The 24406-nt window shown below is 67.4% G+C and carries 12 protein-coding genes; 2 read left to right on the top strand and 10 right to left on the bottom strand.

Going from position 1 to position 24406, the window contains the following annotated elements; all coding sequences use genetic code 11:
* Positions 1–3: 3 nt before the first annotated feature.
* The 10 genes from ACI2LP_RS06810 to ACI2LP_RS06765 all read right to left on the bottom strand — a co-directional run bounded on the left by ACI2LP_RS06810 (position 4) and on the right by ACI2LP_RS06765 (position 13710).
* Complete coding sequence (locus ACI2LP_RS06810) at positions 4–2658, bottom strand: tetratricopeptide repeat protein (protein WP_404723751.1); 2655 nt, start codon at positions 2656–2658, stop codon at positions 4–6.
* A 50-nt stretch (positions 2659–2708) separates the two neighbouring features.
* The gene (locus ACI2LP_RS06805) at positions 2709–4049 is read right to left on the bottom strand and encodes a hypothetical protein (protein WP_404723465.1); all 1341 of its coding nucleotides are present in this window, start codon (positions 4047–4049) and stop codon (positions 2709–2711) included.
* Between the two features lie 104 nt (positions 4050–4153).
* Positions 4154–5161: a glutamate ABC transporter substrate-binding protein gene (locus ACI2LP_RS06800; RefSeq protein WP_404723464.1), complete on the bottom strand. Its 1008-nt coding sequence runs from the start codon at positions 5159–5161 to the stop codon at positions 4154–4156.
* A gap of 11 nt (positions 5162–5172) precedes the next feature.
* Positions 5173–6564, bottom strand: a complete 1392-nt coding sequence (locus ACI2LP_RS06795) for a hypothetical protein (protein ID WP_404723463.1) — start codon at positions 6562–6564, stop codon at positions 5173–5175.
* Between the two features lie 366 nt (positions 6565–6930).
* A complete protein-coding gene (locus ACI2LP_RS06790; RefSeq protein WP_404723462.1) occupies positions 6931–7914 on the bottom strand; it encodes an N-acetylglucosamine kinase in 984 nt (327 codons plus the stop codon).
* On the bottom strand, positions 7905–9170 hold the full coding sequence (locus ACI2LP_RS06785) for a 6-phospho-beta-glucosidase (RefSeq protein ID WP_404723461.1): 1266 nt from the start codon (positions 9168–9170) through the stop codon (positions 7905–7907). Before ACI2LP_RS06785 ends, ACI2LP_RS06790 begins: the two co-directional genes overlap by 10 nt.
* A gap of 8 nt (positions 9171–9178) precedes the next feature.
* Positions 9179–10072 carry a carbohydrate ABC transporter permease gene (locus tag ACI2LP_RS06780; RefSeq protein ID WP_404723460.1) on the bottom strand — a complete coding sequence of 298 codons (894 nt, stop codon included), beginning with the start codon at positions 10070–10072 and terminating at the stop codon, positions 9179–9181.
* 3 nt (positions 10073–10075) lie between these two features.
* Positions 10076–11044: a carbohydrate ABC transporter permease gene (locus tag ACI2LP_RS06775; protein WP_404723459.1), complete on the bottom strand. Its 969-nt coding sequence runs from the start codon at positions 11042–11044 to the stop codon at positions 10076–10078.
* A 22-nt stretch (positions 11045–11066) separates the two neighbouring features.
* A complete protein-coding gene (locus ACI2LP_RS06770; protein ID WP_404723458.1) occupies positions 11067–12404 on the bottom strand; it encodes an ABC transporter substrate-binding protein in 1338 nt (445 codons plus the stop codon).
* Positions 12405–12507: 103 nt separating this feature from the next.
* The gene (locus ACI2LP_RS06765; RefSeq protein ID WP_404723457.1) at positions 12508–13710 is read right to left on the bottom strand and encodes an ROK family protein; all 1203 of its coding nucleotides are present in this window, start codon (positions 13708–13710) and stop codon (positions 12508–12510) included.
* A gap of 489 nt (positions 13711–14199) precedes the next feature.
* Here ACI2LP_RS06765 and ACI2LP_RS06760 point away from each other — a divergent pair, with 489 nt between their 5' ends.
* Positions 14200–17760 (top strand): LamG domain-containing protein, encoded by a 3561-nt coding sequence (locus ACI2LP_RS06760; RefSeq protein ID WP_404723456.1) that lies wholly within the window; start codon positions 14200–14202, stop codon positions 17758–17760.
* A 204-nt stretch (positions 17761–17964) separates the two neighbouring features.
* A complete protein-coding gene (locus tag ACI2LP_RS06755; RefSeq protein ID WP_404723455.1) occupies positions 17965–24372 on the top strand; it encodes an RHS repeat-associated core domain-containing protein in 6408 nt (2135 codons plus the stop codon).
* The last annotated feature ends 34 nt before the right edge of the window (positions 24373–24406 follow it).

Genomic DNA, 24406 nt, shown 5'->3' with positions numbered 1-24406 from the left:
CAATCACACCCACGTCCGGGGGCGGAAGCGGTTCGCCCGCTCCACCAGCTCTATCCGCTCCTCGCCGCGCTGGGCGAGCCGGGCGAGCACCCGGTAGGAGCGTTCCAGCCCGAAGCGCAGGCCGCGCTCGTCCAGTTCACTGCCGAGCAGCACGGTCTGCGCGCTGCCCGGATGCGGTGCGTGCGGTGCGTTTGGCACGGACGGCGGGGCTCCGGGACTACCGGAGAGTACCCAGTCGAGGGCCGTGCCGAGTACCTCTGTGGACAACTGCTCGCGGCGCACCGCGTCCAGACCGAAGTCTTTCAGGGCGTCCACCTGCGCCGCGGCCGCCGACAGGTCGTCGATGAGAGGGTCGTGCGCGGCGCGTCGCCGCAGCCGCGCCCGTACGGCGGCGACACGGGCGGCCGTGTAGTGGATCGACGCCTCCGGCACGGACTCCAGAGTCCGTACGGCTCCGGCGCGGTCGCCTGCCGCGAGCTGCACCCGTGCCAGGCCGAACGCTGAGCTGACATAGCTCGGGTCGGTCGTCCACACCAGGCGGTAGTACTCCGCGGCGTTGTCCAGTTGGCCGAGCACCTCGGCGCAGACGCCCAGTGCCAGCTTGGGCGCGGGCTCGCCGGGAAACGCGTCGTAGATCGCGTCGAAGGAGAGCGCCGCGACCTCGTTGTCCCCGGACACCAGGGAGGCGAGGCCGCGGTACCAGACGATCCGCCAGTCGTCGGGGTGCTCGCTCTCCAGGGTGGCGAGCGCCCTCGCGGCGGAGTCCAGCTCGCCCATCTCCAGCCGGGCGCGCAGCTCGCGCAGCCGGGTTTCCGGGGATGCGGCGGACACCGTATGCAGCGCGGCGATCAGCTCGGCGGGCGCGGAGGCCAGCAGACCTGCCAGGAACCCGGCGTTGGGGTCATTCGGATCGACGCGTGGCACGGGCAGGGCGAGGGAGGTTGCCCGGGCGTCGAGGGGCGCGAGGTGGGGAGCGAGGGCGGAGGCATTGGCGGCTCCGCCGCTCACGATCCCGGCGCCACCCGGCACCGGCGCACCGCCCCCATTCCCGGCCGTGCCGGGCCCGTATCCGCCATGCCCGTATCTGCCGGCTCCGCCGCCCTGTTGGAGGGCTTCCCCGCCCACCCGCGCACCCGGCACCAGCGGGCCGCCCGTAATCCCGGCTGCGCCGCTCACGATCCCGCTGCCTCCGGCATGCTTGCCGCGTCCGCGGCCGGAGGTCCCCTCAGCGCGGGCCCCCAGCTGCGAGACATCCCCTGTCAGCTCCGCGAACAACTGTGTGTCCGTCACCCGCAGTTCCGGCCCGAACAGCGTCGACAGCGATGGCCGCGGCCGGCCCGTCTGGATCGCGACGACCTCCCTCAGCACCCCCGTCAGCTGCTCCGCCATCTCCTGCGCCGAGGCGAACCGCCGTGCCGGATCCGGGTCCGTCGCCCTCACCAGGAGCCGGTAGAAGGACTCGTACGTCTGGAAGACCTTGATGTTCTCGGGGTCCGGCAGGGAGTCCACGAACACATTCGTGTAGCCCTGGAAGTCGAACGTCAATACGGCCAGCGTGCGCGCGACGGTGTACAGGTCGGAGGCGATCGAGGGGCCGACCTCGGCGACCTCCGGGGCCTGGTATCCGACCGTGCCGTAGATCGCGGACTCGTCGTCGTCCATCCGGCGGACCGCGCCCATGTCGATCAGCTTGAGCTGGTCCTGCTGCTGGATGGCGTTGTCGACCTTGAAGTCGCAGTACAGCAGGTTTCTGCTGTGCAGATGCCCGAGCGCCTCCAGCGCCTCGATGCCGTACGCACACGCCTGATCGACCGGCAGCGGATCGCGCTTGCCCACCGGGTTGCGCCGCTCGTTGGCGATCTCCTTCAGCGACTTGCCGCCGACGTACTCCATGACGATGTATCCGTCGAGCGAGCCGGTCCGCTGGTCCAGATGCTCCACGAAGTTGTAGATGCGGACGATGTTGGAGTGCTCGATCTCGGCCAGGAAGCGGCGCTCGGAGATCGCCGCGGCCATCGCGTCCTGGTCGCCGGTGTCCAGCAGGCCCTTGAGCACCACCCACCGGTCGGAGACCGCGCGGTCGACGGCCAGATAGACCCAGCCCAGGCCGCCGTGGGCGAGACAGCCCACCACCTCGTACTGCCCGTGCACGACGTCGCCCTGGGCGAGCTTGGGCACGAACGAGTACGGGTGGCCGCACTTGGTGCAGAACCCTTCCGTACGCCCCGGCCGCTCTCCGCGCGAACGCCCCACCGGCGCCCCACAGTCGGAGCGCGAGCAGAACCGCTTGCGCTCGGGGACCTCGGGGTTCTCCATCACAGCGGAACCCGGATCGGGTCGCGGTACCTCCGGCACCGTGACCAGGCCCGCGCCCAGCCGGTTGCGTCCGGACGCGCCCGTGGAGCTGCCGGAGCTGCGCACCGACACCGAGCGGGTCGAGGTGCTGCTCCCGGTCAGCGAGCGCGAAAGCCGCCCGGAGACGGAACGGCGCGAGGTCGACGAACGCGACGAGGCACGCGAGGAGCGCGAACTGCTCCGCGCGGAGCTGGACCCCCGGCCGCCGCCGGTCATGCCGGTGGGCTGCGAGGACACCATGCCGTTCGACGAGACGACGGGCGCGAGCCCGCAGGTGTCGCAGTACAGCTCGCCGCTGCCCATGTCCTCGTAGGAGCCCTCACAACCGGGGCGCTGGCACTGCTTGTTCTCGCTCACGAATCCCCCCTGCGGTCATTGGGCCCGCTCGGTCCCGGCTGCCTCGGCCCCAGTGCTTCCGCGGCTGCCTGCTGATAGCGCAACACCGACTGCTCGGCGACGCGCAGATCGCACGGCGCGCTCCACAGCATCCGGCGGGCCGCGTCGTACCGCTCGATCAGCAGCGGATCCTCCGCTAGGCCGTGCCGGGCCACCTTCGCCTTGTACGCGTCCAGCCGGCCGCGCAGCTCGGCGCGGACCGCGAGGGGAGCGGTGACCGCCGTCAACGACTCGCGGGCGCGCAGCAGCTCGTCCTCGGCCTCGCGCTCCAAGGACTCCAGAAGCGGCGAGAGCCGGTTCCACTGGGAGTGCCTGCGGTATTCGGCGGCGGTAGCGAGTCGTTCCTGCAGTGCGGTCGGCGGTCCGCTGACCGCGGGCACCTCGGAGGCCGCGATCTTCGCCAGCACCTCGCCGCGCGCGGAGCGCGCCTCGGTCAGCGTCCGGTCGGCGCGCGAGAGCACGTCACGCAGCCGGATCAGCCGCTCCTCGGAGTCCTGCCGGACCCGCAGGACGGCCTCGATCTCCCGGCGGATGTCCTCGAGGGCGCGCGCCGCACGGTCGTAGCGGTCGGTGTCGGGGCGGCCGCCGCCCGGCGCCGAACTGCCGGGCGCGGACCGCCAGAAGGCGAGCGGGTCGGAGATCACCTGTGCGCGCAGCGTGGACAGCTCATGGGTGATCGACTCCAGTTCGTCGCCGGACGGGTGTTCCCCGGGCCGTACGCCGACGGAGTGCGCGAGTGAGCGGGTGCGCTGCAGCTCGGCCGAGAGCAGATCTATCCGGGCTGGCAGCGCCGACCACACCGAATCGGCCGTGACCACCATGTCCAGCGAGCTCGCATACAGCTCGTTCATCCGGGCGACGAGCTCTTCGAGCGTGAACTGCTCGGACAGCTTGGCGGGTCCGTTGATCGAGGGCGAGGGGTGGGCGGCGGAGCTGGCGACCGTGACGCTGCGGCCGCGCAGCCGGTCGGTCAGCTCCACCAGGTCGTCCCGGCCCGGCCAGCGCCGCCCGGCACGCAGCTCACGGGTGTCGTCCAGGGCGGCGCTGTACGCGTCGAAGTACCCCCACAGCAGGCTGATCGCCTGCTCGGTGGAGGCCCAGCGGTCCTTGGTGACGCCCGTGAGCTCGGCGCCTTCGAGGAGTCTGCGGCCCGCGTGGTCCTGGAGGGCGAGGAGCGACGTCTCGATCGCCTCGTGCTCCGCACCGAGCCGCGCCAGCGCACGGTCAACCTCGTCCCGGTCCATTACCGGCCCCGGGGGTCCCCCCGCGAAGCTGGGGGAGGATCCCGCCGCGCCCATCGATCACCTCTCCGCTCTTCCCTGCAGGACAATTGTGCAGCCGTGCGGCCTCTTCAGCCGCTCTGCCTGTTCAGCCGTTCTGCCTGTTCAGCCGTGCGGCTCGTTCAACTCCGGTACTTCGGCGCGGGCGGCCCGGCTATCCCGGGCAGATCGGCGGCCAGCCATTTGTTGTACGCCTCGGTCCACGGGCCCTTGCGATAGTTGTCGAGCACGTTGTTCACCCGGCGCACCAGGTCGTCCTTGCCGAGCTTGGTGGCAACACCGTAGAACTCTGTGGTGAAGGGCTTGCCGCCCTTGAGCTCGACCGCCGGGTCCTGGGCCGCCTGGCCGGCCCCGAGGGCGTTGTCCGTCACGACCGCGTCGACAAGGCCGAGCTGGAGCCGCACCAGACAGTCCAGCTGGTTGGACACGGTGAGCACGTCCTCGTCCCCCGGCTGCCCGTCGTGCTCGTCCTGGAACGTGGCGCCGAAGGACTTCTTCTCCAGCTCTTCGTAGGCCGTCGAGCCCTCTGCCGTGCAGACCCTCTTCCCGGCGAGGGACTTGTCGTACCCGGTGATGGACGAGCCCTTGGGAGCGAGGACCTGCTGGCCCGACTGGAAGTACGCCGTGGAGAACGCGACCTGCTTGATGCGGGCGCAGTTGATCGTCATCGTGCGGACGACGATGTCCACCGTGCCGTTGTTCAGTGCGGGGATGCGCTGGTTGGTCGGGATGGCGCGGAAGATGACGGCGTCGGGCTTACCGAGGATGTCCTTGGCGATGGCATGGGCGAGATCGATGTCGAAGCCCTCAAGACCACCGGTGGCCGGATTGCGGTAGCCCCAGCGGTAGCTGTTCTGGTCGACGCCGACGATCAGTTTGCCGCGCTGCACGATCGCGTCGATGTTCGGCCCGCCGGCTGCCGATGACGGCAGGGAGCGTTCCGGTTCCACGCAGCTGTCCGCCTTCGCCGGCGTGGTGCGGGCCGCGCCCTGGCCGACCGACTCGGAGCCGAGGGCGTCCGCGCCGCTGCGGGACAGCGGCAGCAGCGTGACGGCAGCGGTCAGCGCACAGGCAGCGGCCATCCCCGCGACGCCGCCCCAGCCGCGGAACCTGGTCCTCGTGCTCGTCATCTCTCCCCCTCTCACCGGTACTCCGAAAGCCTGCGGTTGATGCCGATCACGGCGCCCGCTCCACCCAGCACCGCCAGAGCGGCTGCACCGATCGGCAGCCCCGTCAGCGCGCCGCGCCCGTCCTCGGCGGCACGGGTGAACTCGCGCTGCTCGTGCCCGAGCGCCTTCGCCAGCGCCTCGTCGACCTGGTCGAAGGACTGACCGGTCGATGCCTTGGGGCCGATCACCTTGTCCAGCGCGCCGACGTAGTCACCGGCCTTGTCGGTCGTGCTGGCGCTCTTGTGCCGGACCTTCCACTCGGACACGCTCGCGACCGCTGCCTCGACGGGATCGCGGCCTTCCGTGTCGTCGGCGAGCTTCTGTGCCTCGCTCAGCTGAGTGCCGAGCTTGTCCATGCCCGTGCTGTAGTCCGTCTCGTACTTGTCGCTCTTGCCGTCGTCGGTGAGCACCGCACCCCGCGCCACCAGGGTGAGGTTCTCATTGGCGCGTGCCTTCAGGGAGTTGATCCGCGCGTCGTTGAGGACCTTCAGGGACTTCTGGCCGTGCGCCTTTGCGTCGTTCAGCTCGGCGCGGGCCACCGTGTGTCCGACGGCCAGCCACAGCAGGACGACGGTGGCGGCGGCAGTGGCGGCGAGCAGGCCGTGGTTGAACACCCTGTTCGTACGCTGGTAGTTGCGGCGCTGCGCCCAGGCCAACGCGGCCAGCGCGACCAGGCCGACCGCGAGCGAGAACAGGGGCCAGAAGCGGGCGTGGTCGTCGTCCTCGTCGAGCCTGGCCGTCTCGGCGTCGTACAGCTTCTGGGCGGCGGGCAGCAGCTGCTTGGTCATCTGCTCGTTCGCATACCGCAGATAGGCGCCGCCGAGCGGCAGGCCCTGGCGGTTGTAGGCACGGGCCGTCTCGACCAGGCCCGTGTAGCGGGGGAGCTGCTCATTGAGGGTGGCTATCTGCCGCCCGGACTCGCTCGCACTGTCCGTGTTCGTGGCGGCCTTGACCAGCAGCTTGGAGGCGAGGGCGATGTCCTTCTGATACCGCTCGCGGGCAGCGGGCTCCTTCTCGGCACCGGCCAGGAAACCGCTGGAGGCCGCCGTGTCAGCGTCGGCCAGGGATCGGTAGACGGACGCGGCGTCCGCGCTCAGCGGCTGGCTGCGGCTCACCACATCGTCGGCCGCGGACGCCCGGTCGGCGATCTCGAGAGCGGTCACCGCGCCGAACGCGATCACCAGCGCTGCCAGAACAGCCCCGATGATCTGCAGCCGCCCGGGCTCGGTCGTCGTCGCCGTCCGCAGCCGCTCCTTGCCCTCGGCCCAGACGCCGCGGTGGGCGGGCGGCCGGCCCGGCGGCTGTGCGGGCGCATGCGTCGGTGCCGACTGGGGCGCGCTGCGCACACTCGGTGGGTATGTCACGTGACCTCCCCCTCGGTCCCTGACGTCGGCCCGCCCCCCGGCGGCGGGTTGGGGATGTCCCCCGGCCAGCAGTATGGCCGCAGTGACCGACAATCACAGCAGGATTGACTGGATCTTGTTCCTATCGCTTCGATTCAGGATCCCGCCAGCCCGAACTCCCCACCATGAATACGCTTCTCTGCGTAGATCGGTTCCCGTCGCACGGACGCTGCCCAGGTATTGGCGAGCCCACGCCTTTCAGGCAGTAAGTCGCCCATGCTCCCGATCCTGATACCGGGAACACGGGCGACACATCCCAATGAACGTGGCGTCAGGTCCTGTCCGGCCGATCTTGCCGGGCTCGCGTGCCCTGGCACGCGCATCTGCCTAGCCGTAGTGCGCGCGCAGCCTGGCGCGTGCCTCGGCCGATGCCCCGACGTGATCGAGCCCCAGCAGCGCCGCACCCAGTACCGGCGGCGCCGTCACCACCTCGATGACCGCCTTCGGCGCCTTGGCCGCCAGCAGCTTGCCGATGTGCTCGTCAAGCTCCGGGTGCCGGGCCGCGAGCACGCTGCCGCCCAGCAGCACCGGCGCCTCTTCATCGAGCAGATCGAGCCTCGCCAGCGCCACCGTGGACATCGCGACGACCTCCTCCGCAAGCCGGTGCACCAGCGAGCGGGCGATCGGATCGCCCTGCGCACTGGTCGCGAAGAGGACCGGAGTCAACTCATGCTTGCGCGTCGACGCGATGTGCCCCAGGTGCAGCGCCTCGATCAGGGCGTACATGGAGTCCAGGCCGAAGTGCGCGGGGAGCGTGCGCGCGAGCGCCGTCGGCTCACCGCGCCCGTCCTCTGCCCGCGCCGCGAACCACAGCGCCTCCTCGGCCAGCCCCGAACCGCCTCCCCAGTCCCCGGAGATCTTCCCGATCGCGGGGAAACGGGCAGTACGGCCGTCCGGCAGCATCCCCACGCAGTTGATGCCGGCCCCGCACACCACGGCCACGCCTCGCGGCTCGTCGACCCCGGCGCGCAGTATCGCGAAGGTGTCGTTGCGTACCTCGGTCGTACCGCCCCACCCGCGCTCGTGCAGAGCGGCCGTCAACTCCCTTTCCTCCACCGGTAGATCGGCGTTGGCAAGACAGGCCGACACATGCTCGACACTGTCGATGGCCTCACCCTGGGCACGCGCCTTGGCCAGCGCCTCGCCGACCGTCGAGCCGAGCATGTCGAGCGCCGCCTCGACGCCGACCTTCGGCGGCTGGAAGCCGGGCCCGCGGGACGACACGAGCACAGATCCGTCGGTGCCGATGACGGCCACGTCGGTCTTGCTGTTGCCCGCGTCGATGGCGAGGACCGATGCGTTCACGCCCACGTGAGGTGCTCCCGGTTGTGCGCGATCAGCTTGTCGGTGAGCGCGTCCGCGTACTCGTACTGGCCGACGAGCGGATGCGACAGCAGCGCCTTGAACACGCGGTCGCGTCCGCCGCGCAGTGCGGCCTCCAGCGCCAGGTCCTCGTACGCCGTGACCTGCGCGATCAGCCCCGCATACAGCGGGTCGAGCTCCGGCACGGGCAGCGGAGTCGGGCCGTGCGAGCCGACCGCGGCCTGCACCTCGATGACGGCGTCGTCGGCGAGGAAGGGCAGGGTGCCGTTGTTGACGGTGTTGACCACCTGGTACGGGCTCCCGCCCCCGCCGAGGAGTGAGGCAGCCAGATCCACGGCCGCCTCCGAGTAGTAGGCGCCGCCGCGCTTGGCAAGCAGCTCCGGCTTGGTGTCGAGCGCCGGGTCGCCGTACATCTCGAGCAGCTGCTTCTCCATCTCCGCGACCTCGGCGGCCCGCGAGGGCTTCGTCCTCAGCTCTCGTACGACCTCGTCGTGCGCGTAGAAGTAGCGCAGATAGTACGAGGGCACCACGCCGAGCCGGTCGAGCACCTCGCGCGGCAGCCGCAGATCGTCCGCGATCGCGTCACCGTGCCCGGCCAGCAGCTTCGGCAGCAGGTCCGCGCCCTCGGGACCGCCGAGCCGCACACCCGTCTCCCATGTCAGGTGGTTGAGACCCACATGGTTCAAGTGCACATCGGCCGGGGCGACGTCGAGGAACTTCGCGAACCTGCGCTGGAAGCCGATGGCGACATTGCACAGCCCGACGGCCTTGTGCCCGGCCTGCAGGAGCGACCTGGTGACGATGCCCACCGGGTTGGTGAAGTCGATGATCCAGGCGTCAGGGTTGCTGCGCCGCACCCGCTCGGCGATGTCGCCTACGACCGGGACGGTGCGCAGCGCCTTGGCGAGACCGCCCGCGCCCGTTGTCTCCTGTCCGACACATCCGCACTCCAACGGCCAGGTCTCGTCCTGGTTGCGGGCAGCCTGCCCGCCCACGCGCAGTTGGAGCAGCACCGCGTCGGCGTCCGCGACGCCCGCGTCCACATCGGAGGTGGTGACGATCTTCCCGTCGTGGCCCTGCTTGGCGAAGATCCGCCGGGCCAGCCCGCCGACGAGCTCCAGGCGGTCGGCCGCGGGGTCGATGAGCACGAGTTCACTGATCGGGAGGGTGTCCCTCAGCCGGGCGAAGCCGTCGATCAACTCTGGGGTATAGGTGGATCCGCCACCCACGACTGCGAGCTTCATGGTCACTCTTAGCCCTTCACTCCGGTCAGTGTGACTCCCTCGACGAATGCCTTCTGGGCGAAGAAGAAGACGAGGATCACGGGGGCCATGACCAGCACGGTTGCGGCCATGGTCAGATTCCAGTCGGTGTGGTGCGCTCCCTTGAACGACTCCAGGCCGTACGACAGGGTCCAGGCCGCCGGGTTCTCCGAGGCGTAGATCTGCGGGCCGAAGTAGTCGTTCCAGGCGTAGAAGAACTGGAACAGCGCTACGGCGGCGATGCCCGGCTTGGCCATCGGCAGCACCACCCTGAGCAGCGTGCGGAACTCACTGCAGCCGTCGACCTTCGCGGCGTCCAGATACTCATTGGGGATGGTCAGCAGGAACTGCCGCAGCAGGAAGATCGAGAACGCGTCGCCGAACGCCATCGGGATGATCAGCGGCCACAGCGTGCCGGCCAGGTCCAGCTGCTTCGCCCAGAACAGATACATCGGGATGATGACCACCTGGGGCGGCAGCATCATCATCGAGATGACGAGCATCAGGGCCAGGCGCTGCCCGCGGAAGCGGAACTTGGCGAGCGCGTACGCCACCGGGATCGAGGACACCACCGTGAGGACTGTGCCGAGACCGGCGTACAGCAGCGTGTTCTTCCACCAGGTCAGAAAGCCGGGAGTGTCCAGCACCCGGCGGTAGTTGTCCCACTGCCAGGTGTCGGGGACGAGATCGCGGGTGAGTGCCTGTTGGTCGCTCATCAGCGAGGTGAGGACGACGAAGACGAACGGCAGCACGAAGAAGAGCGCGGCCGCGATGCCCAGCGAGTGCACGGCGATCCAGTGCAGCGTTGCCTTGCGGCGCGCGGTGCGCTCGGCACCGGCGACGCTCATGACCGCGGGGGCGGGCTTGTCGAGAATCTGCGCCATGGCTCAGTCACCCACCTGTACGAGGCCGCCGCGCCGCCGCATCAGGAACGCGGTGAAGACCATCGAGAGCACGAACAGGACGAGCGCGACGACCGCCGCGGCGCCGTAGTCGAAGCGCTGGAAGCCGACGTTGTAGACCAGCTGCGGCAGCGTGAGCGTCGACTTCTCGGGGTATCCGGGCTCGAACTGCTGCCCGCTGCCGCCGATGATGCCGGAGGCGACCTTTCCGGCCACCAGCGGCTGTGTGTAGTACTGCATCGTCTGGATCACTCCGGTGACCACGGCGAACATCACGATCGGGGAGATGTTCGGCAGGGTGACGAAGCGGAAGCGCTGCCAGGCCGTGGCCCCGTCCAGCTCCGCCGCCTCGTACTGCTCCTTCGGTACGTCGAGCAGTGCCGCCATGAAGATCACCATCAGGTCGCCGATGCCCCAGAGCGCGAGCGCGGTGAGGGCCGGCTTGGACCAGCTGGGGTCGGTGAACCAGCCGGGGGTGGGCAGCCCGATCGCGTCGAGGACCGAATTGACCGGTCCGGTACCGGGGTTGAGCAGGAAGACGAAGGCGAGTGTCGCCGCGACAGGCGGGGCGAGATAGGGCAGATAGAACAGGGTCCGGAAGACCCCAGCGCCTGTCCTGATCTTGGTGATGAGCAGTCCGATGCCGAGGCCGAAGAGGACCCGGCAGCTGACCATCACCAGCACCAGCCAGAGCGTGTTGCGCAGGGCGGGCCAGAACATCGGGTACTCGGTGAAGACGTACGTCCAGTTGTCCAGGCCGTTGAAGATGGGGGGCCGGAAGCCGTCGTACTTCATGAAGGAGAAGTACACGGTCGAGATCAGCGGGTACGCGAAGAAGACGCTGAAGCCGATCAGCCAGGGCGACATGAAGGCCGCGGTACGCAGTGCCTGTTTTCTGTGCTTCGCAGCAAGGCCGGACCGCCGGCGCTTCGACCGCAGCGTGTGCGTAGTCACTGTCTGTCTTCTGTCTTCTCGGCTACTTCTGCTTCGCGATGTCGGTGTCGATCTGCTCGGCCGTCTTTTCCAGACCGGCCTGCAGGTCCTTCGCCTTCCCGGACTCGTACTGGTAGCCGAAGTCCTGGAAGGTCACCTGGTACGCGCCGCCGTCGACGTTGGCCGGCGTGGTGTTGGACTTCGGGTGCTGCGCGATGTCGATGAAGGTCTTGAAAGCCGGGTCGATCTTCAGCTTCGGCGAAGTGAGCGCGTCGATCGTGGAGGGCACGTTGTGGATGCCGTTGGCGAAGGCCACCACCGCGTCGGTGTCGGTGGTCATGTACTTCACCAGCTCCCACGCGGCGTTCTGCTTCTTGCTGGTGGAGGCGATGCCCATGATCGTGCCGGAGAGGTAGCCCTTGCCGTAGTCGGCCACCTGGTCGTCGGCGACGGGCAGTGGCGCGGTGCCGATCTCGAACTTCACCTTCGCGTCCTTGGCCATGCCGAGTCGCCACTCGCCGTCCAGCTGCATGGCGACCTGGCCGGTGTGGAAGGGGTGCTTGGCGCCCCACTCGTCACCGAAGGTGTTGCGGTACTTCTCCAGCTTGGTGAAGCCGCCGAGCTTGTCGACCAGGCCCCTCTGGAAGGTCAGCATCTTCGAGAAGGCGGGGTCCTTGACGATGTTGGACTTGCCGTCGGCGCCGAAGTAGGTGGGGCCCCACTGCGAGACGTAGTGCATGGGGGTGGTCTCGTAGCCGTGGTAGTTCGGCATGAAGCCGAGCTGTTCGTACGAGTCGCCCTTGGGCTTGGTCAGCTTCTCGGCGACCTTCTCGAACTCGCTCCAGGTCTTCGGCGGGGCGGTGATGCCGGCCGCCTTGAAGGCGTCCTTGTTGTAGTAGAGGCCGTACGCGTCATTGAGCAGCGGCAGCGAGCACTGGTTGCCGTCGAACTGCGTGTAGTCGAGCAGCGGCTTGTGGAAGACCTTGGCCGGGTCGATCTTCGACTTCTCCAGGAAGGGCTTGAGGTCGACGAAGGCGCCGGAGGTGCAGAACTTCCCCACGCTGTCGGTGGTGAAGGAGCTCACGACGTCCGGGGCGTTCGAACCACCCGCTCGCAACGCCTGGTTGATCTTGTCGTCGGTCATATTGCCGACGATCTTGACCTTGATGTTGCTGTGTTCCTTCTCGAAGCGGGTGACGTTGTCCTGGATCGCCTTGACCTCGCTGGGGGCGCTCCAGCCGTGCCAGAAGGTGATGGTGGTCCTGGCGTTGGGGTCGTCGTTGGCCGCGGAGTCGCTCGAGCCCGTACAAGCCGAGGCGAACAGGGATATGGCGGCGGTCGCGGCGAGTGCGGCTGCCGTCTTCCGGATGCGTGTGGACATGACGGTGTCTCCCTGTGACGGGTCGAGGGCTCAAGAGGAAGGTGGCGGGAGGTGCTTTCAGCGAGAGGTGTTCAGCGCGAGATGTTCAGCGGGAGGTGTTCGTTCAGCGAGAGGTGTCGAAGACTTCGTCCCGCGTGGTGGCCAGGGCGCTCTCGAGCGCACCTCGCAGGACAGGGTGTTCCCGTACGGAACCGAGTACGAGACGGGGCCGTGGGGCGGCCAGTTCGGTGAGCTCCGCGAGTACGCGCTCGCGCAGCGGCTCCCCGCCGGCGGCGATCACTTCGCCGGACAGGACGACGAGTTCGGGGTCGAGTACGGCGACCATGGAGGCGAGGCCGGTGGCAAGCCCGGTCGCGTACGCGTCGAGCAGCTTGCGGTACGCCCCCGAGTCGGCCTCGGCGGCCCGGGCGACAAGCTCGGTGGCGACCTCGGCGTGCGGCCCGTGGGCGACGCCGCCGATGCCGAGCTCGCGCGCCAGCCGGGGCAGCGCCTGGGCGCCGGCGAGCTCCTGGAACCCGCCGCTGTTCGCCTTGGTCACCTGGCGCACGAGCGGGGTGCCGGGCACCGGCAGGAAGCCGACCTCACCGGCGCCGCCGGTGAAACCGCGGTGCAGCCGGCCGCCGATGACGACCGCGGCGCCGAGGCCCTCCTCGTTCCACAGCAGCACGAAGTTCTCATGGCCGTGCGCGGCGCCGAGCCGCTGCTCGGCGACGGCGACCAGATTGACGTCGTTCTCGTACTCGGCGGGCATCGGCAGCACGGCGGCGAGCTCGTCGAGGAGGGTGGGGGAGTGCCAGCCGGGGAGATGCGACGCGTACCGCAGCCGCCCGGTGGACGGGTCGAACGCGCCGGGCGTACCGATGACGAGCCGGTGCACATCGGAGCGGGTGACCCCGGCGGCCTTCACCGCCCCGTCGAGCGCCTCGGTGACCTGCCGCACGACACTCTCGGCGCGGCGGCCCGGGGTCGGCAGCTCGAACTCGCCGACGGTGGCTCCGGTGATGTCGGCGACGGCGGCGCGGATCCGATGCGGCGTGACATCGAGCCCGGCGGCGAAGGCGGCGCGCGCATTGACGGCGTACAACTGGGCGTTGGGCCCGGGCCGCCCCTCGGTGGTCCCGGTGGCGACGACGAGCCCCGCGGCTTCGAGCCGGGCGAGCAGCTGGGAAGCGGTGGGCTTGGACAGACCGGTCAGCTTCCCTATCTTGGTGCGTGACAGCGGCCCGTGCTCCAGCAGCAGATCGAGCGCGGCCCGGTCGTTCATGGCGCGCAGTACGCGCGGTGTACCGGGAGTGGTTCCGGCCACGACGGATGCACCTGCCCTTCGGCTGCCTGCTTTCCCACCCGGTCCTTTGCTGGACTGTTAGGAAAGTTTCCTATTCGGTTGGGAGGAAGGTAAGCCGCATGTCGGGCGGGCGTCAATGGTCAGAGCTTTTTAGGCGGCCAAAGCGTTACCTGCGGACGCATCCGCCCGCACCGCTCACCCCAGAGGCTTTGGCGGGATTCTTGCTGGTCTGGACCGGTCCGTGGTGGGGTCAGGCTCCTGTCAAGCTCGACATGTTGCCTGATTTCGATTGTCAGGGACACGCAGGAGTGCCTAGGCTGGATCAGTTGATCTTCACGGGATCAGCCATTTGTGATGGGCCTGGGGAGGCCCGTAGGGCGGGGGAGAAGTATGGCTTCGCGGGCTCTGGGCGGCAGACGCTCGGTGATCGTGGCGTTGGCCTGTGGGCTTACGATCGGCTCATTGTCGGCGCCCGCGCTCGCGGCAGCGCCCGTGCAGTCGCCAAGGGCCGTGGGATCAGCCGATCAGCGTTCCGATTCCGCGCTGGCGGCGAAGTCCGGTGAGCCGGTCGAGGTGGTCGAGGAGCGCACCGAGTACACAACCACGATGGCGAACCCGGACGGCACCTTCACGCTGACGCAGTCGACCCGGCCCCAGCGGGCGCGGTCCAAGGACGGAGCGTGGCGGGGCATCGATGTCACCCTGGAGCGCCGGTCGGACGGCACGGTCGGTCCCAAGTCGACAGTGGTCGACCTCGCCTTCTCCGGGGGCGGCAAGGCTGAGCCCATGATCAGCCTCGGTGGCAAGCGGGGTTCGATGTCCCTGGGCTGGCCGGAGTCCTTGCCCGAGCCGCAACTCTCCGGAGCCACCGCCACCTACCCGGAGGTCTTCAAGGGCGTCGACCTGAAGCTGACTGCGACGGCTGAGGGCTACCGCGAGGTGCTGGTCGTCAAGTCGGCCGAAGCAGCTGCCAACCCCGAGCTTGAGCAGATCAAGCTGACCCTGAAGAGCGACGGCCTGGACATTGCGGCGGGTGCGGGTGGCGGTCTGCGGGCCATCGACGCGGACGGCAATGCAGCCTTCGCCGGACCGGCCGGCGTGATGTGGGACTCCGCTGGCGATGCCGGCGCTCAGACGCAGTTGATGAACGCGGCCGAGGAGCCGGAGCCGGAGGACCCCAACCGCCCGGGCGCGGGTGACGCTACGGCGGAGCTGCCCGTGCAGCTGGAAGGCGCCGCAGTCGCGGTCGAGCCGGACCTGGGCTTGTTGCGGGGCAAGGAGACGGTCTACCCGGTCTTCATCGACCCGCCGATGGGCCTGGCGCTGCAGGAACGCACGGTGCTCTCGTCTGACGGCGACCGGTTCTGGGACTTCGACGGCGACCACGGAGTGGGTAACTGCAGCCGTCTCGGTCCCTGGTACTGCGGTACTGACTACACGAACCGCATGTACTTCGAGTTCGCCCCGACGAACCTGGCGGGCAAGTACGTCGTGGACGCGGTGTTCCGCGCGTACGAGACCTGGTCGTTCTCCTGCGCCGCGCACGAGGTGGACCTGTGGCGCACCAACAACATCTCCGAGGGCAGTACTTGGCCCGGGCCTGCGCATCTGGACAAGATGGGCGACCGCAACATCTCAGCAGGGCGCGGCACCAACTGCACTCCCGAACAGCCGGACAGCTGGGTCGAGTTCCATGACAACGCGGCAGAGAGCGACGAGAATCTGACGTCCACGGTGCGGTCGTTCGCCGACGGAAAGTTCTCGCGGCTGACGTTGATGTTGCGGGCGCAGAACGAGAGCGACCCGGACGCGTGGAAGCGGTTCGACGACAATGCCGAGTTGCAGATCAACTATGTGCCCAAGCCGGGCCTGCCAACGCCGTATGGGGTGATTCCCGGGTACGGAATCTCTCGCCACTGCAACCCCGTGAACGACCCGCTGACCGTCACGCGTCCCGATCCAATGGTCGAAGCCGGGGTCCAAGCGCTGGTGCAGCCCGCGTCCAACGGTTTCAAGGGATCCCTTCGGGCTTACTTCTACGCTGAGCGGTACGACCCGGTGGCCAAGAAGTACGTCCACACCTGGGATGCCACCTCGCCCAGCACCGGCTACGACCCAGACGGCACGCTGGAGTCGGTGAGGATGACAAACCGGGCGGAGAACATCACGTACCGGGTCAAGATGCTCACTCAGTCGTACTGGACACACGAGGGCACAACGTCCGTCATGTCCTCGGCTTACACGCCTTGGTGTTACTTCAAGACCGTATTCGACGCGCCGAAGGCACCTCAGGTGACTTCGAGCGACTACACAGGCTGCACCAGTTGCGAGGGTGAGGGAGCTCCGGGCGAGCCCGGCAAGTTCACCTTCAAACCGAATGCGGCTGAGACCGCCACGATCACTGGCTATCGCTTCTGGCAGGTGACACAGGCTGACGGGGAGACACTGACGCCCGAGAAGGCTGTGGACTACCCCATCACCCCGAACACGGCTGGCGAGCAGCGGCTGTTTGTTCAGGCCAAGGACGTTCGTGAACGATGGGGCGATATCGCGGCATACGTATTCAAGGTAAAACCAGCTCAGGGTGAGGTAGGGCGCTGGCGGTTCAACGAGCTCCCGGAGATGCGGAGCGACTTCGTGTCGTCGGACAGCGCGACCGTTGGCGTACGCCATGATGCCGCGCTGACTGGTGGTGCGACTTGGTCGAATCGCGGCAGGAGAGGCCAACTCGACTACTCGCTCGACCTGACCAGTACGGACCCGGCCAAGCAGCAGGCATACGCATCCACGTCCGCACCGGCGATCAACACGCGGGAGTCGTTCACCGTCTCAGTTTGGGCCTATCTGACCGACGCGTCGTCCAACCGCGTCCTGCTTTCCGCCCCTGGCGACGAGGACAGCGCGTTTACGCTCTACTACTCCTCCGGATACAAGAAGTGGGCGTTCAACAGGGGAGCCCAGGACAAGACCGACACGGCGGACGTCGTCTCGTACAGCGATGCGGCGAATCCGCCAGTGGGGGTGTGGACGCACCTGGCCGGCGTGTTCGACAAGCACAAGAACGAAGACAAGACGGACGACACCATCCAGCTCTTCGTAAACGGCCGTCCCCAAGGCAGCCCCGTGCGGCTCACTGGAGCTGCCCCGGCGTACGAGCCCTGGGCGACCACCACCGGTCTGCAGTTCGGCCGGACCAAGGCCACCGGCACCTACCAGCAGTACTTCCGTGGCCACTTGGACGAGGTTGCAGTGTGGCAACGCGCTCTTCTCGCGAAGGACATCCGGGCAGAGTCGGAGCTGAAGCGGGACGGTGTGCCGACGACCGAGCTCATCGCGGACTGGAATGCCGAATTGGCCACCGGAACCGAGATCCAGGATCGGAGCCACTATGCGAGAACCGGTCTGAAGCTCTCGGCCGAAGGGGCTCAGCTGAGCACGAGCCAGGCTGACGGCACCACCCTGCTCCTGGATGGGGAGAAGGGGTATGCGTCCACGACGGGACCGGTCGTGGACGAGACCGGCTCGTTCACGGTCTCGGCACGCGTTCGGGTGGACAGCGCCAAGTGGGAGGCCAAGCCGATCGGCTACCGCGGGATGGTGGCGGGCCAAAAGAACGCGGGAGAGTCCTCCTGGGCGTTGTGGCTCGACAAGACCGACTTCGACGAGGACGGGCTTGCCTCCTACATGTGGCGATTCGAACGCACGTCAGTGGACGGCACGGGCAAGGTGACGGCAAAGGCGGAAGTTCCGGCGGACGATGTCCTGGAATCCAGCGGGTTCGATGTCCCCGTCGATGTGACTGCTGTCTTCGACGCGGCTCAGACCGATCCGGCTGATCCGAACGGCACGCCGGGCAAGCTCCGGCTGTACATCGGTGCCGCACTGCAGCTGTCGAATCCTGACGCGGGCCTGACTTCTGGGGCGCAAGGTACGGGCGAACTGGCCGCGGGCCGGGGCGCCAGCGCCGGGACAACCGGGCACTACTTCCCCGGCAGCCTGGACCAATTGCGCATCTGGAGCGGCGCGATGACGGCGAACGGGGTCAATTCCGCCATCGTCGGCACCACGTAGCAAAGGCTTCATGGCCGGGCGGTGAAGGGTCACCGCCCGGCTACGCCACCGGGCAACACCGGAAGCCTCAAGAAATTTCAAAGATGGCCCCCCTGTCCAGCACGGGGCGGAGCGCGGCCGAGACCGCGGCTAACGGGAGCGGAAATGATCCAGCAGGGGAAGCCACGTCGCGCAGGCAGGGCTAGACCGGGCAGCAGACGTTGGATGCAGCGCATCGCGACGCTCACCGGATTCTTTCTCGTGCCAGGCCTGCTGACGCCGGCCACCTTCGTAGCGGAGGCCGAGCCCCTGGGCACGTCCAAGCCACCCTCCCACCGCGAGGACAATGTCCGGCCGATCCCTCCAAAGGCCGACAAGAAAGCCGCAGGCGCCTTGCGGCGAACCGCCGAAGCGCGTCGCCGGGACACCCAGCGAGCCCGAGCCGACCAGAAACGCGATGTCACCTGGCCCTCGGCGGGCACTGCCGAACTGACCCTGCCCGTCAAGGGATCAGCCGCCGCCGCTCCCGGCTCGCTGCCCCTCACGCTCGGGCAGCCGGTCGCCGCCAAGGGGGCCAAGTCCAAGCCTGCCGCCGCCCGGTCGTTGAAGGTCCGTGTCCTCGACCAGAACGAGGCGACCAGGCTCGGAGTGAAGGGCGTAGTACTCACCACCACCGGACCGGCCAGTGGCGGCAGTGCCCAACTCGGTGTGGGCTACGCCAAGTTCGCCTCGGCCTACGGCGGTGACTGGGCCGGTCGCCTGCAAGTGCTTCAATTGCCCGCCTGTGCCTTGACTACCCCGGGCCAGGCCAAGTGCCGCAAGCGCACCCCGCTGAAATTCACCAACAAGCGCGCCGACCAGCGCCTGCTCACGCAGCTCACATTCAGCCCGTCAACGGCCGGCGGTCAGACGATGGTGCTGGCGCTTGCCGCCGGTACCAAGTCCGGCTCGGGCGACTACAAGGCCACCCCACTCGCGGCGTCGTCGACGTGGGAGGCGGGCGGCTCGTCCGGCACGTTCACCTGGTCGTATCCGCTGCGCACGCCTCCAGCCGCTGCGGGCCCCGTCCCGGATCTGCAGATCTCGTACGACTCCGGCAGCGTCGACGGCCGTACCGCGTCCACGAACAACCAGGGCACGGCCATCGGCGAGGGCTTCGACATCACCTCCTCCTACATCGAGCGTAAGTACGGCTCGTGTGACGACGATGGTCAAACCGACAAGTTCGACCTGTGCTGGAAGTACGAAAACGCCTCCTTGGTCCTGAACGGCAAAGCCACCGAACTGGTCAAGGACGACACCAGCGGCCAGTGGCGGCTGAAGAACGACGACGCCTCCACCGTTATCCACCACTCCGACGCCGGCGGCGCCGACAATGGCGACGACAATGGCGACGACAACAAGGAGTACTGGACCGTCATCACCGGTGAGGGCACCAAGTACCACTTCGGGCTGAACAAACTGCCGGGGGCGACCACCGAGGCCACCCAGTCGGTGTGGACGGTGCCGGTCTTCGGTGATGACGCGGGCGAGCCCGGCTACAACCAGAGCAGCAACTTCGCCGGCCGGGCCGAGAAGCAGGCCTGGCGCTGGAACCTCGACTATGTCGAGGACACCCACGGCAACGCCTCGTCCTACTGGTACTCGGCCGAGTCCAACCACTACGACATGCTCGGCGACGACACGACGGGCACGGAATATGTGCGCGGCGGCATCCTCAAGGAGATTCGCTACGGGCAGCGCAAGGACACCCTGTTCGCCTCCCCGGCCGGCTCGAACCGTGTGCTGTTCGACTACGCAGAGCGCTGCGTCGCGTCGGGCACAGGTTGTGACTCGCTGACCGAAGACACCCGGGACAACTGGCCGGACGTGCCCTTCGACGCGGAGTGCAAGGCCGACCTGAAGTGCACGGGCAACGTCGGCCCCAGCTTCTACACCCGCAAGCGCATGACCGACATCACCACTCAGGCCTGGGATGCAGCCGCGACAACTCCCACCTATGTTCCGGTGGACTCCTGGGAGTTGAAGCAGACTTACCTCGATCCGGGCGACACGGGCGACTCCACCGATCAGTCGTTGTGGCTGTCCGAGATCCGCCACACGGGCCAGCGCGGCACTGCGATCACGCTCCCGCCCGTGACGTTTGGACACGAGTACCGCCCGAACCGCGTCGACGGTGCGAGCGACGACATCCTGCCTCTCAACAAGCCGCGCTTGTACACCATTACGTCCGAGGCCGGAGCGCAGACGATCGTCAATTACATGCAGGCCGACTGTCTCGCCGGCCAGGCCAAGCCGAAGGTCGACTCCAACGCGCGCCGCTGCTACCCGGTCTACTGGTCGCCCAACGGTGCCAAGGACCCGACCCTGGATTGGTTCCACAAGTACCCCGTCGAGTCGGTCCGCACCACTGCCCCGAACAGCGGCTCGGAGGCTGTCCAGCACACATACACCTACGCGGGCGGCGGCGCCTGGCACTACAACGACGACCCCATGACTCCGGCCAAGGAACGTACCTGGTCGATCTGGCGCGGTTTCGAGAAGGTCACCCACCTCACAGGCCTGCCGGGCAAGACCCAGTCAAAAACTGCCACCGTCTATCTGCGGGGCATGAACGGTGACCGCGTCCTCGGCTCGGACGGTAAGACCCCCGACGCAGACCAGCGCAAGGCCGTCACGGTCACGGGCATCAAGGCCCCGGAACTCACCGACAGCGAGCAGTACGCCGGTTTCACCCGCGAATCGGTCACGTACAACGGCGCCCAGGAAGTCTCCGGCACCGTCAACGATCCGTGGTCCAAGCGCACCGCTACGCAGCACAAGTCGTACGCCGACACAGAGGCACACTTCCTGCGCACAGGTGCCACCCACTCCCGCACCAACATCACCAGCACCGGCACGCCGAAGGACCGCGTTCGCACCATCGAAACGCACTACGACGCGTACGGCATGGCCTACCAGGTCGACGACAAGGGCCAGGACGACCTCGACTATGACGAGAAGTGCACCCTCACTTGGTACGCCCGCAACGACGCCGTAGGCATCAACTCCCTGGTCTCCCGCACCCGCACCACAGCGGGAATCTGCGTCCTCGACGCCCTGTTGAAGCTGCCCACCGACTCCAGCAGCCCTGGCCCTGTCATCTCTGACACCGCCACCGCCTACGACTCAACAACGTGGTCGGCTTCGCAGGAACCGCAGGTGGGCGAGGCCCGATGGACAGGCCGCGCCAAGGGCTACGGCCTCGACGACCAGCCCAGCTGGCAGAAGACGGGCACCATCACCTACGACGCCCTCGGCCGCCCGCTCACGGTCAAGGACACCAACGACACCACCGTCACCACCAGCACGTACACCCCGGCGGCGACTGGCCCTCTGACGTCCACCACGGCCGCCAATGCCAAGGGGCACACCACCACCACGCTCGTCGACTTCGCTACCGGGGCGTCCAAGAAGGTCACTGACCCCAACGGCAAGGTCACCGAGTCCAAGTACGACGCGCTCGGCCGAGTCACCGACGTGTGGCTGCCCAATAGTTCCCGTGCGGCCGGGAAGAAGGCCAACTACGTCTACAAGTACAGCCTTACCAACTCGGCTCTCCCCTGGGTGTCCACGGACACCATCAAGGGCGACGGTTCGGGCTACAACACCACGTACGAGATCTATGACCCCTTGCTCCGCCCGCGCCAGGTCCAGACGGCGTCGCCTTCCGGCGGCATGACGGTCACGCAGACCGTGTACGACGAACGCGGTCTCGCAACCATTTCCCAGTCCGACATCTGGGACCACGACACCGCGCCTTCGGGGACGCTGGTCGAAATCGACGGTGGTCAGCCGCCTCTGCAGACCACCACCACGTACGACGGTGCCGGCCGTGCTGTCACGGCGGTCACCAAGGTTCGAAGCACCGACCGCTGGACCATCAACACCACATACGCCGGCGACACGGTGACCACTAGCGCCCCAGCGGGAGGCCAGGCCACCGCCGTGGTCACCAACGCTTTGGACCAGACCACGGAACGCCGGGAGTACGGGGGCCCCGAGCCGACGGGAACCCCCACCAAGACCTCCTACACCTACACCCCGGCCGGTCAACAGGAGACAATCACCGGTCCCGACCAGGCCAAGTGGAGCTACAGCTACGACCTGTTCGGCCGTCAGACCAGTGCCACCGACCCCGACAAGGGCACCAGTGCCACTTCCTACAACGATCTCGACCAGGCCGTAAGCGCCACGGACGCCCGCACCAAGACCCTGGTTACCGAGTACGACATTCTCGGCCGCAAGACCGGCCTGTGGGACGGCACGAAGACCGACTCCACGAAGCTGGCAGCCTGGACCTTTGACACCCTCGCCAAGGGTCAGCAGGACACCGCGGTCCGCTACGTGGACGGCGCGGGCACCACCGGCAAGGCCTACACCAGCAAGGTCACCGCCTACGACCCGATGTACCAGGTCACTGGCAGTCAGCTGATCCTTCCGGACAGTACGAAGGAGCCGCTGGTCGCTGCCGGCGTACCTCAGACCCTGTCCTTCTCCGGCAGCTACTACCTCGACGGCACCCCCAAGCACACCCTTCACCCCGCCGTCGCGGGACTCGCCAGCGAATCGGTCGCGTACGGCTACGACTTCAAGGGGGTGGGCCTCCAGTACACCTTGACGGGTACCAGCGGCTACCAAGTCGGGGCCTCCTACTCGCCACTTGGCGACACCTACCGGCTCGCGATCGGCACGGACACCTCTAAGGTGATCAACCTTGACTACGAGTACGAGGACGGTACCCACCGGCTCAAGCACTCCTGGGTCAACGACCCTCAGCGCGCCTACCGGCTGCAGGATCTGTACTTTGCACAGGACGACGCGGGGAACGTCACCTCGATCTTCGACAAAACGGACCTGGGTGGCACCGGCAAGACAGACTTTCAGTGCTTCGCCTACGACGGCCACCGCCGTCTGACCGAGGCTTGGACTCCGAAGACCGCAGATTGTGCGGTGAGCGGCCGCACGACGGCGAACCTGGACGGCGCGGCGCCGTACTGGTCCAGCTACACCTTCAATGAAGCGGGGCAGCGTAAGTCAGAGACCCAGCACACGACGTCTGGCGATAGCACTACCGCGTACACCTACGGCACCGCCCGCAACCAGCCCCACCCGCTGGCCAAGACAGTCGTTGGCGCCAAGACCAATAGCTACGTGTCTGACGAGGCGGGCAACAGCACCAGCCGCCCCGGCACCCAGGCGCAGCAGGCCCTGACCTGGAACACCGAAGGCGAGCTCGTTGGCACGACCGAACCCGCCGCCGGTACCAAGCCCGCCACCGGCACGAGCTATCTCTACGACGCGTCCGGAGAACTCCTGATCCGCCGCAACACCACCGGCGACGGCGACACGGTCCTCTACCTCGGCGGCAACGAAGTCCGCCTCACCACCAAGGGTGCGACGAAGACCCTGTCAGGTACCCGCTACTACTCAGCGGCTGGCCAGACAATCGCGGTCCGCACCGCCACGGTGGGCACCACAGGCACCAAGCTCAACTTCCTCGCCGGTGACCACCACGGCACTTCCAGCTTGGCGTTCGACGCGACTACGTTGGCGGTTACCAAGCGCTACACGACGCCATTCGGCGCCCCGCGCGGCACGAAGCCAACGGCGTGGCCCGACGACAAGGCATTCCTGGGCAAGCCGGCCGACACCACCACCGGCCTCACCCACGTCGGCGCCCGCGAATACGACCCAGGTATCGGGCAGTTCATCAGCGTCGACCCGCTCCTCGAAACCGACAAGCCTCAAAGCCTCAACGGCTACAGCTATGCGCACAACAGCCCGGTCACAAACTCCGACCCCAGCGGACTCGGCGTTCCTGAGTGCCACACAGGTGTCATCACGGGGTGCAACAACGGTGTCCCGGACGACGACTCGGTATACCACCCTGGGAAGGAACCACGTACCTGCAACAGCAACTGTGGCGGGGATACGGGGGGCACGCATCAGAGCAGCAGCGAGCCGACTCCTTCGCCTAGCCCTGGTGCGTCACCTTCACCCGGCCCGTATGGTCCCGGGATAGATGACCCCGTGTTGAACTTCGTCCGCGGCCTGATCCCGACTGGTCCTCTCGTCTATGCACTACTAGGAGACTGGGATGAGGCATGGAGAAGACTGAAGCATGAAGATACGTGCCCGCCAGGCCGACTTGTGTGCCAACCGGCTACTGGCGTGGTCGCTGTTGGGCCTGGCGGCGTCTTGGGGCGGGGGGCTATCGCCGGGTCTATAGTTGAGGGCGCCATCCCGACCCGGGTGCCAGCCTCTGTTGGCTCAAGCACCAGCAGTAATTACAGAAGTACTTTCTTTAAGGCTAATCCGTCTCTTAAGGGAAAAGTTTGGGTTCATCACGCTGTTGAGCAGCAAGTTCTGTCGAAGTATCCGGGGCTCTTCTCCAAGAGTGAGATTAACTCGCTCGAAAACTTGAGGGGAGTCCCCAAGAGTGTGAATGGCGACCTGCACTTGGGTCGGATTAGGGTTCTGTGGAACGGCTTCTACAAGACCAATAAAAATCCGACGCGTCAGCAAGTTCTCGACTATGCGACTTTTGTCGATGATTTTGTGGGAAATGAGTTCTCTCCTCGAATTCGTTAATGCGGCGTAACTTTGTCTTGAATGGAGGTGTGGA

Origin of the sequence: Streptomyces sp. NPDC019890, assembly GCF_044903445.1 — a bacterium.
Lineage (GTDB): Bacteria > Actinomycetota > Actinomycetes > Streptomycetales > Streptomycetaceae > Streptomyces.
This window is presented reverse-complemented; position numbering and strand designations above follow the sequence as displayed.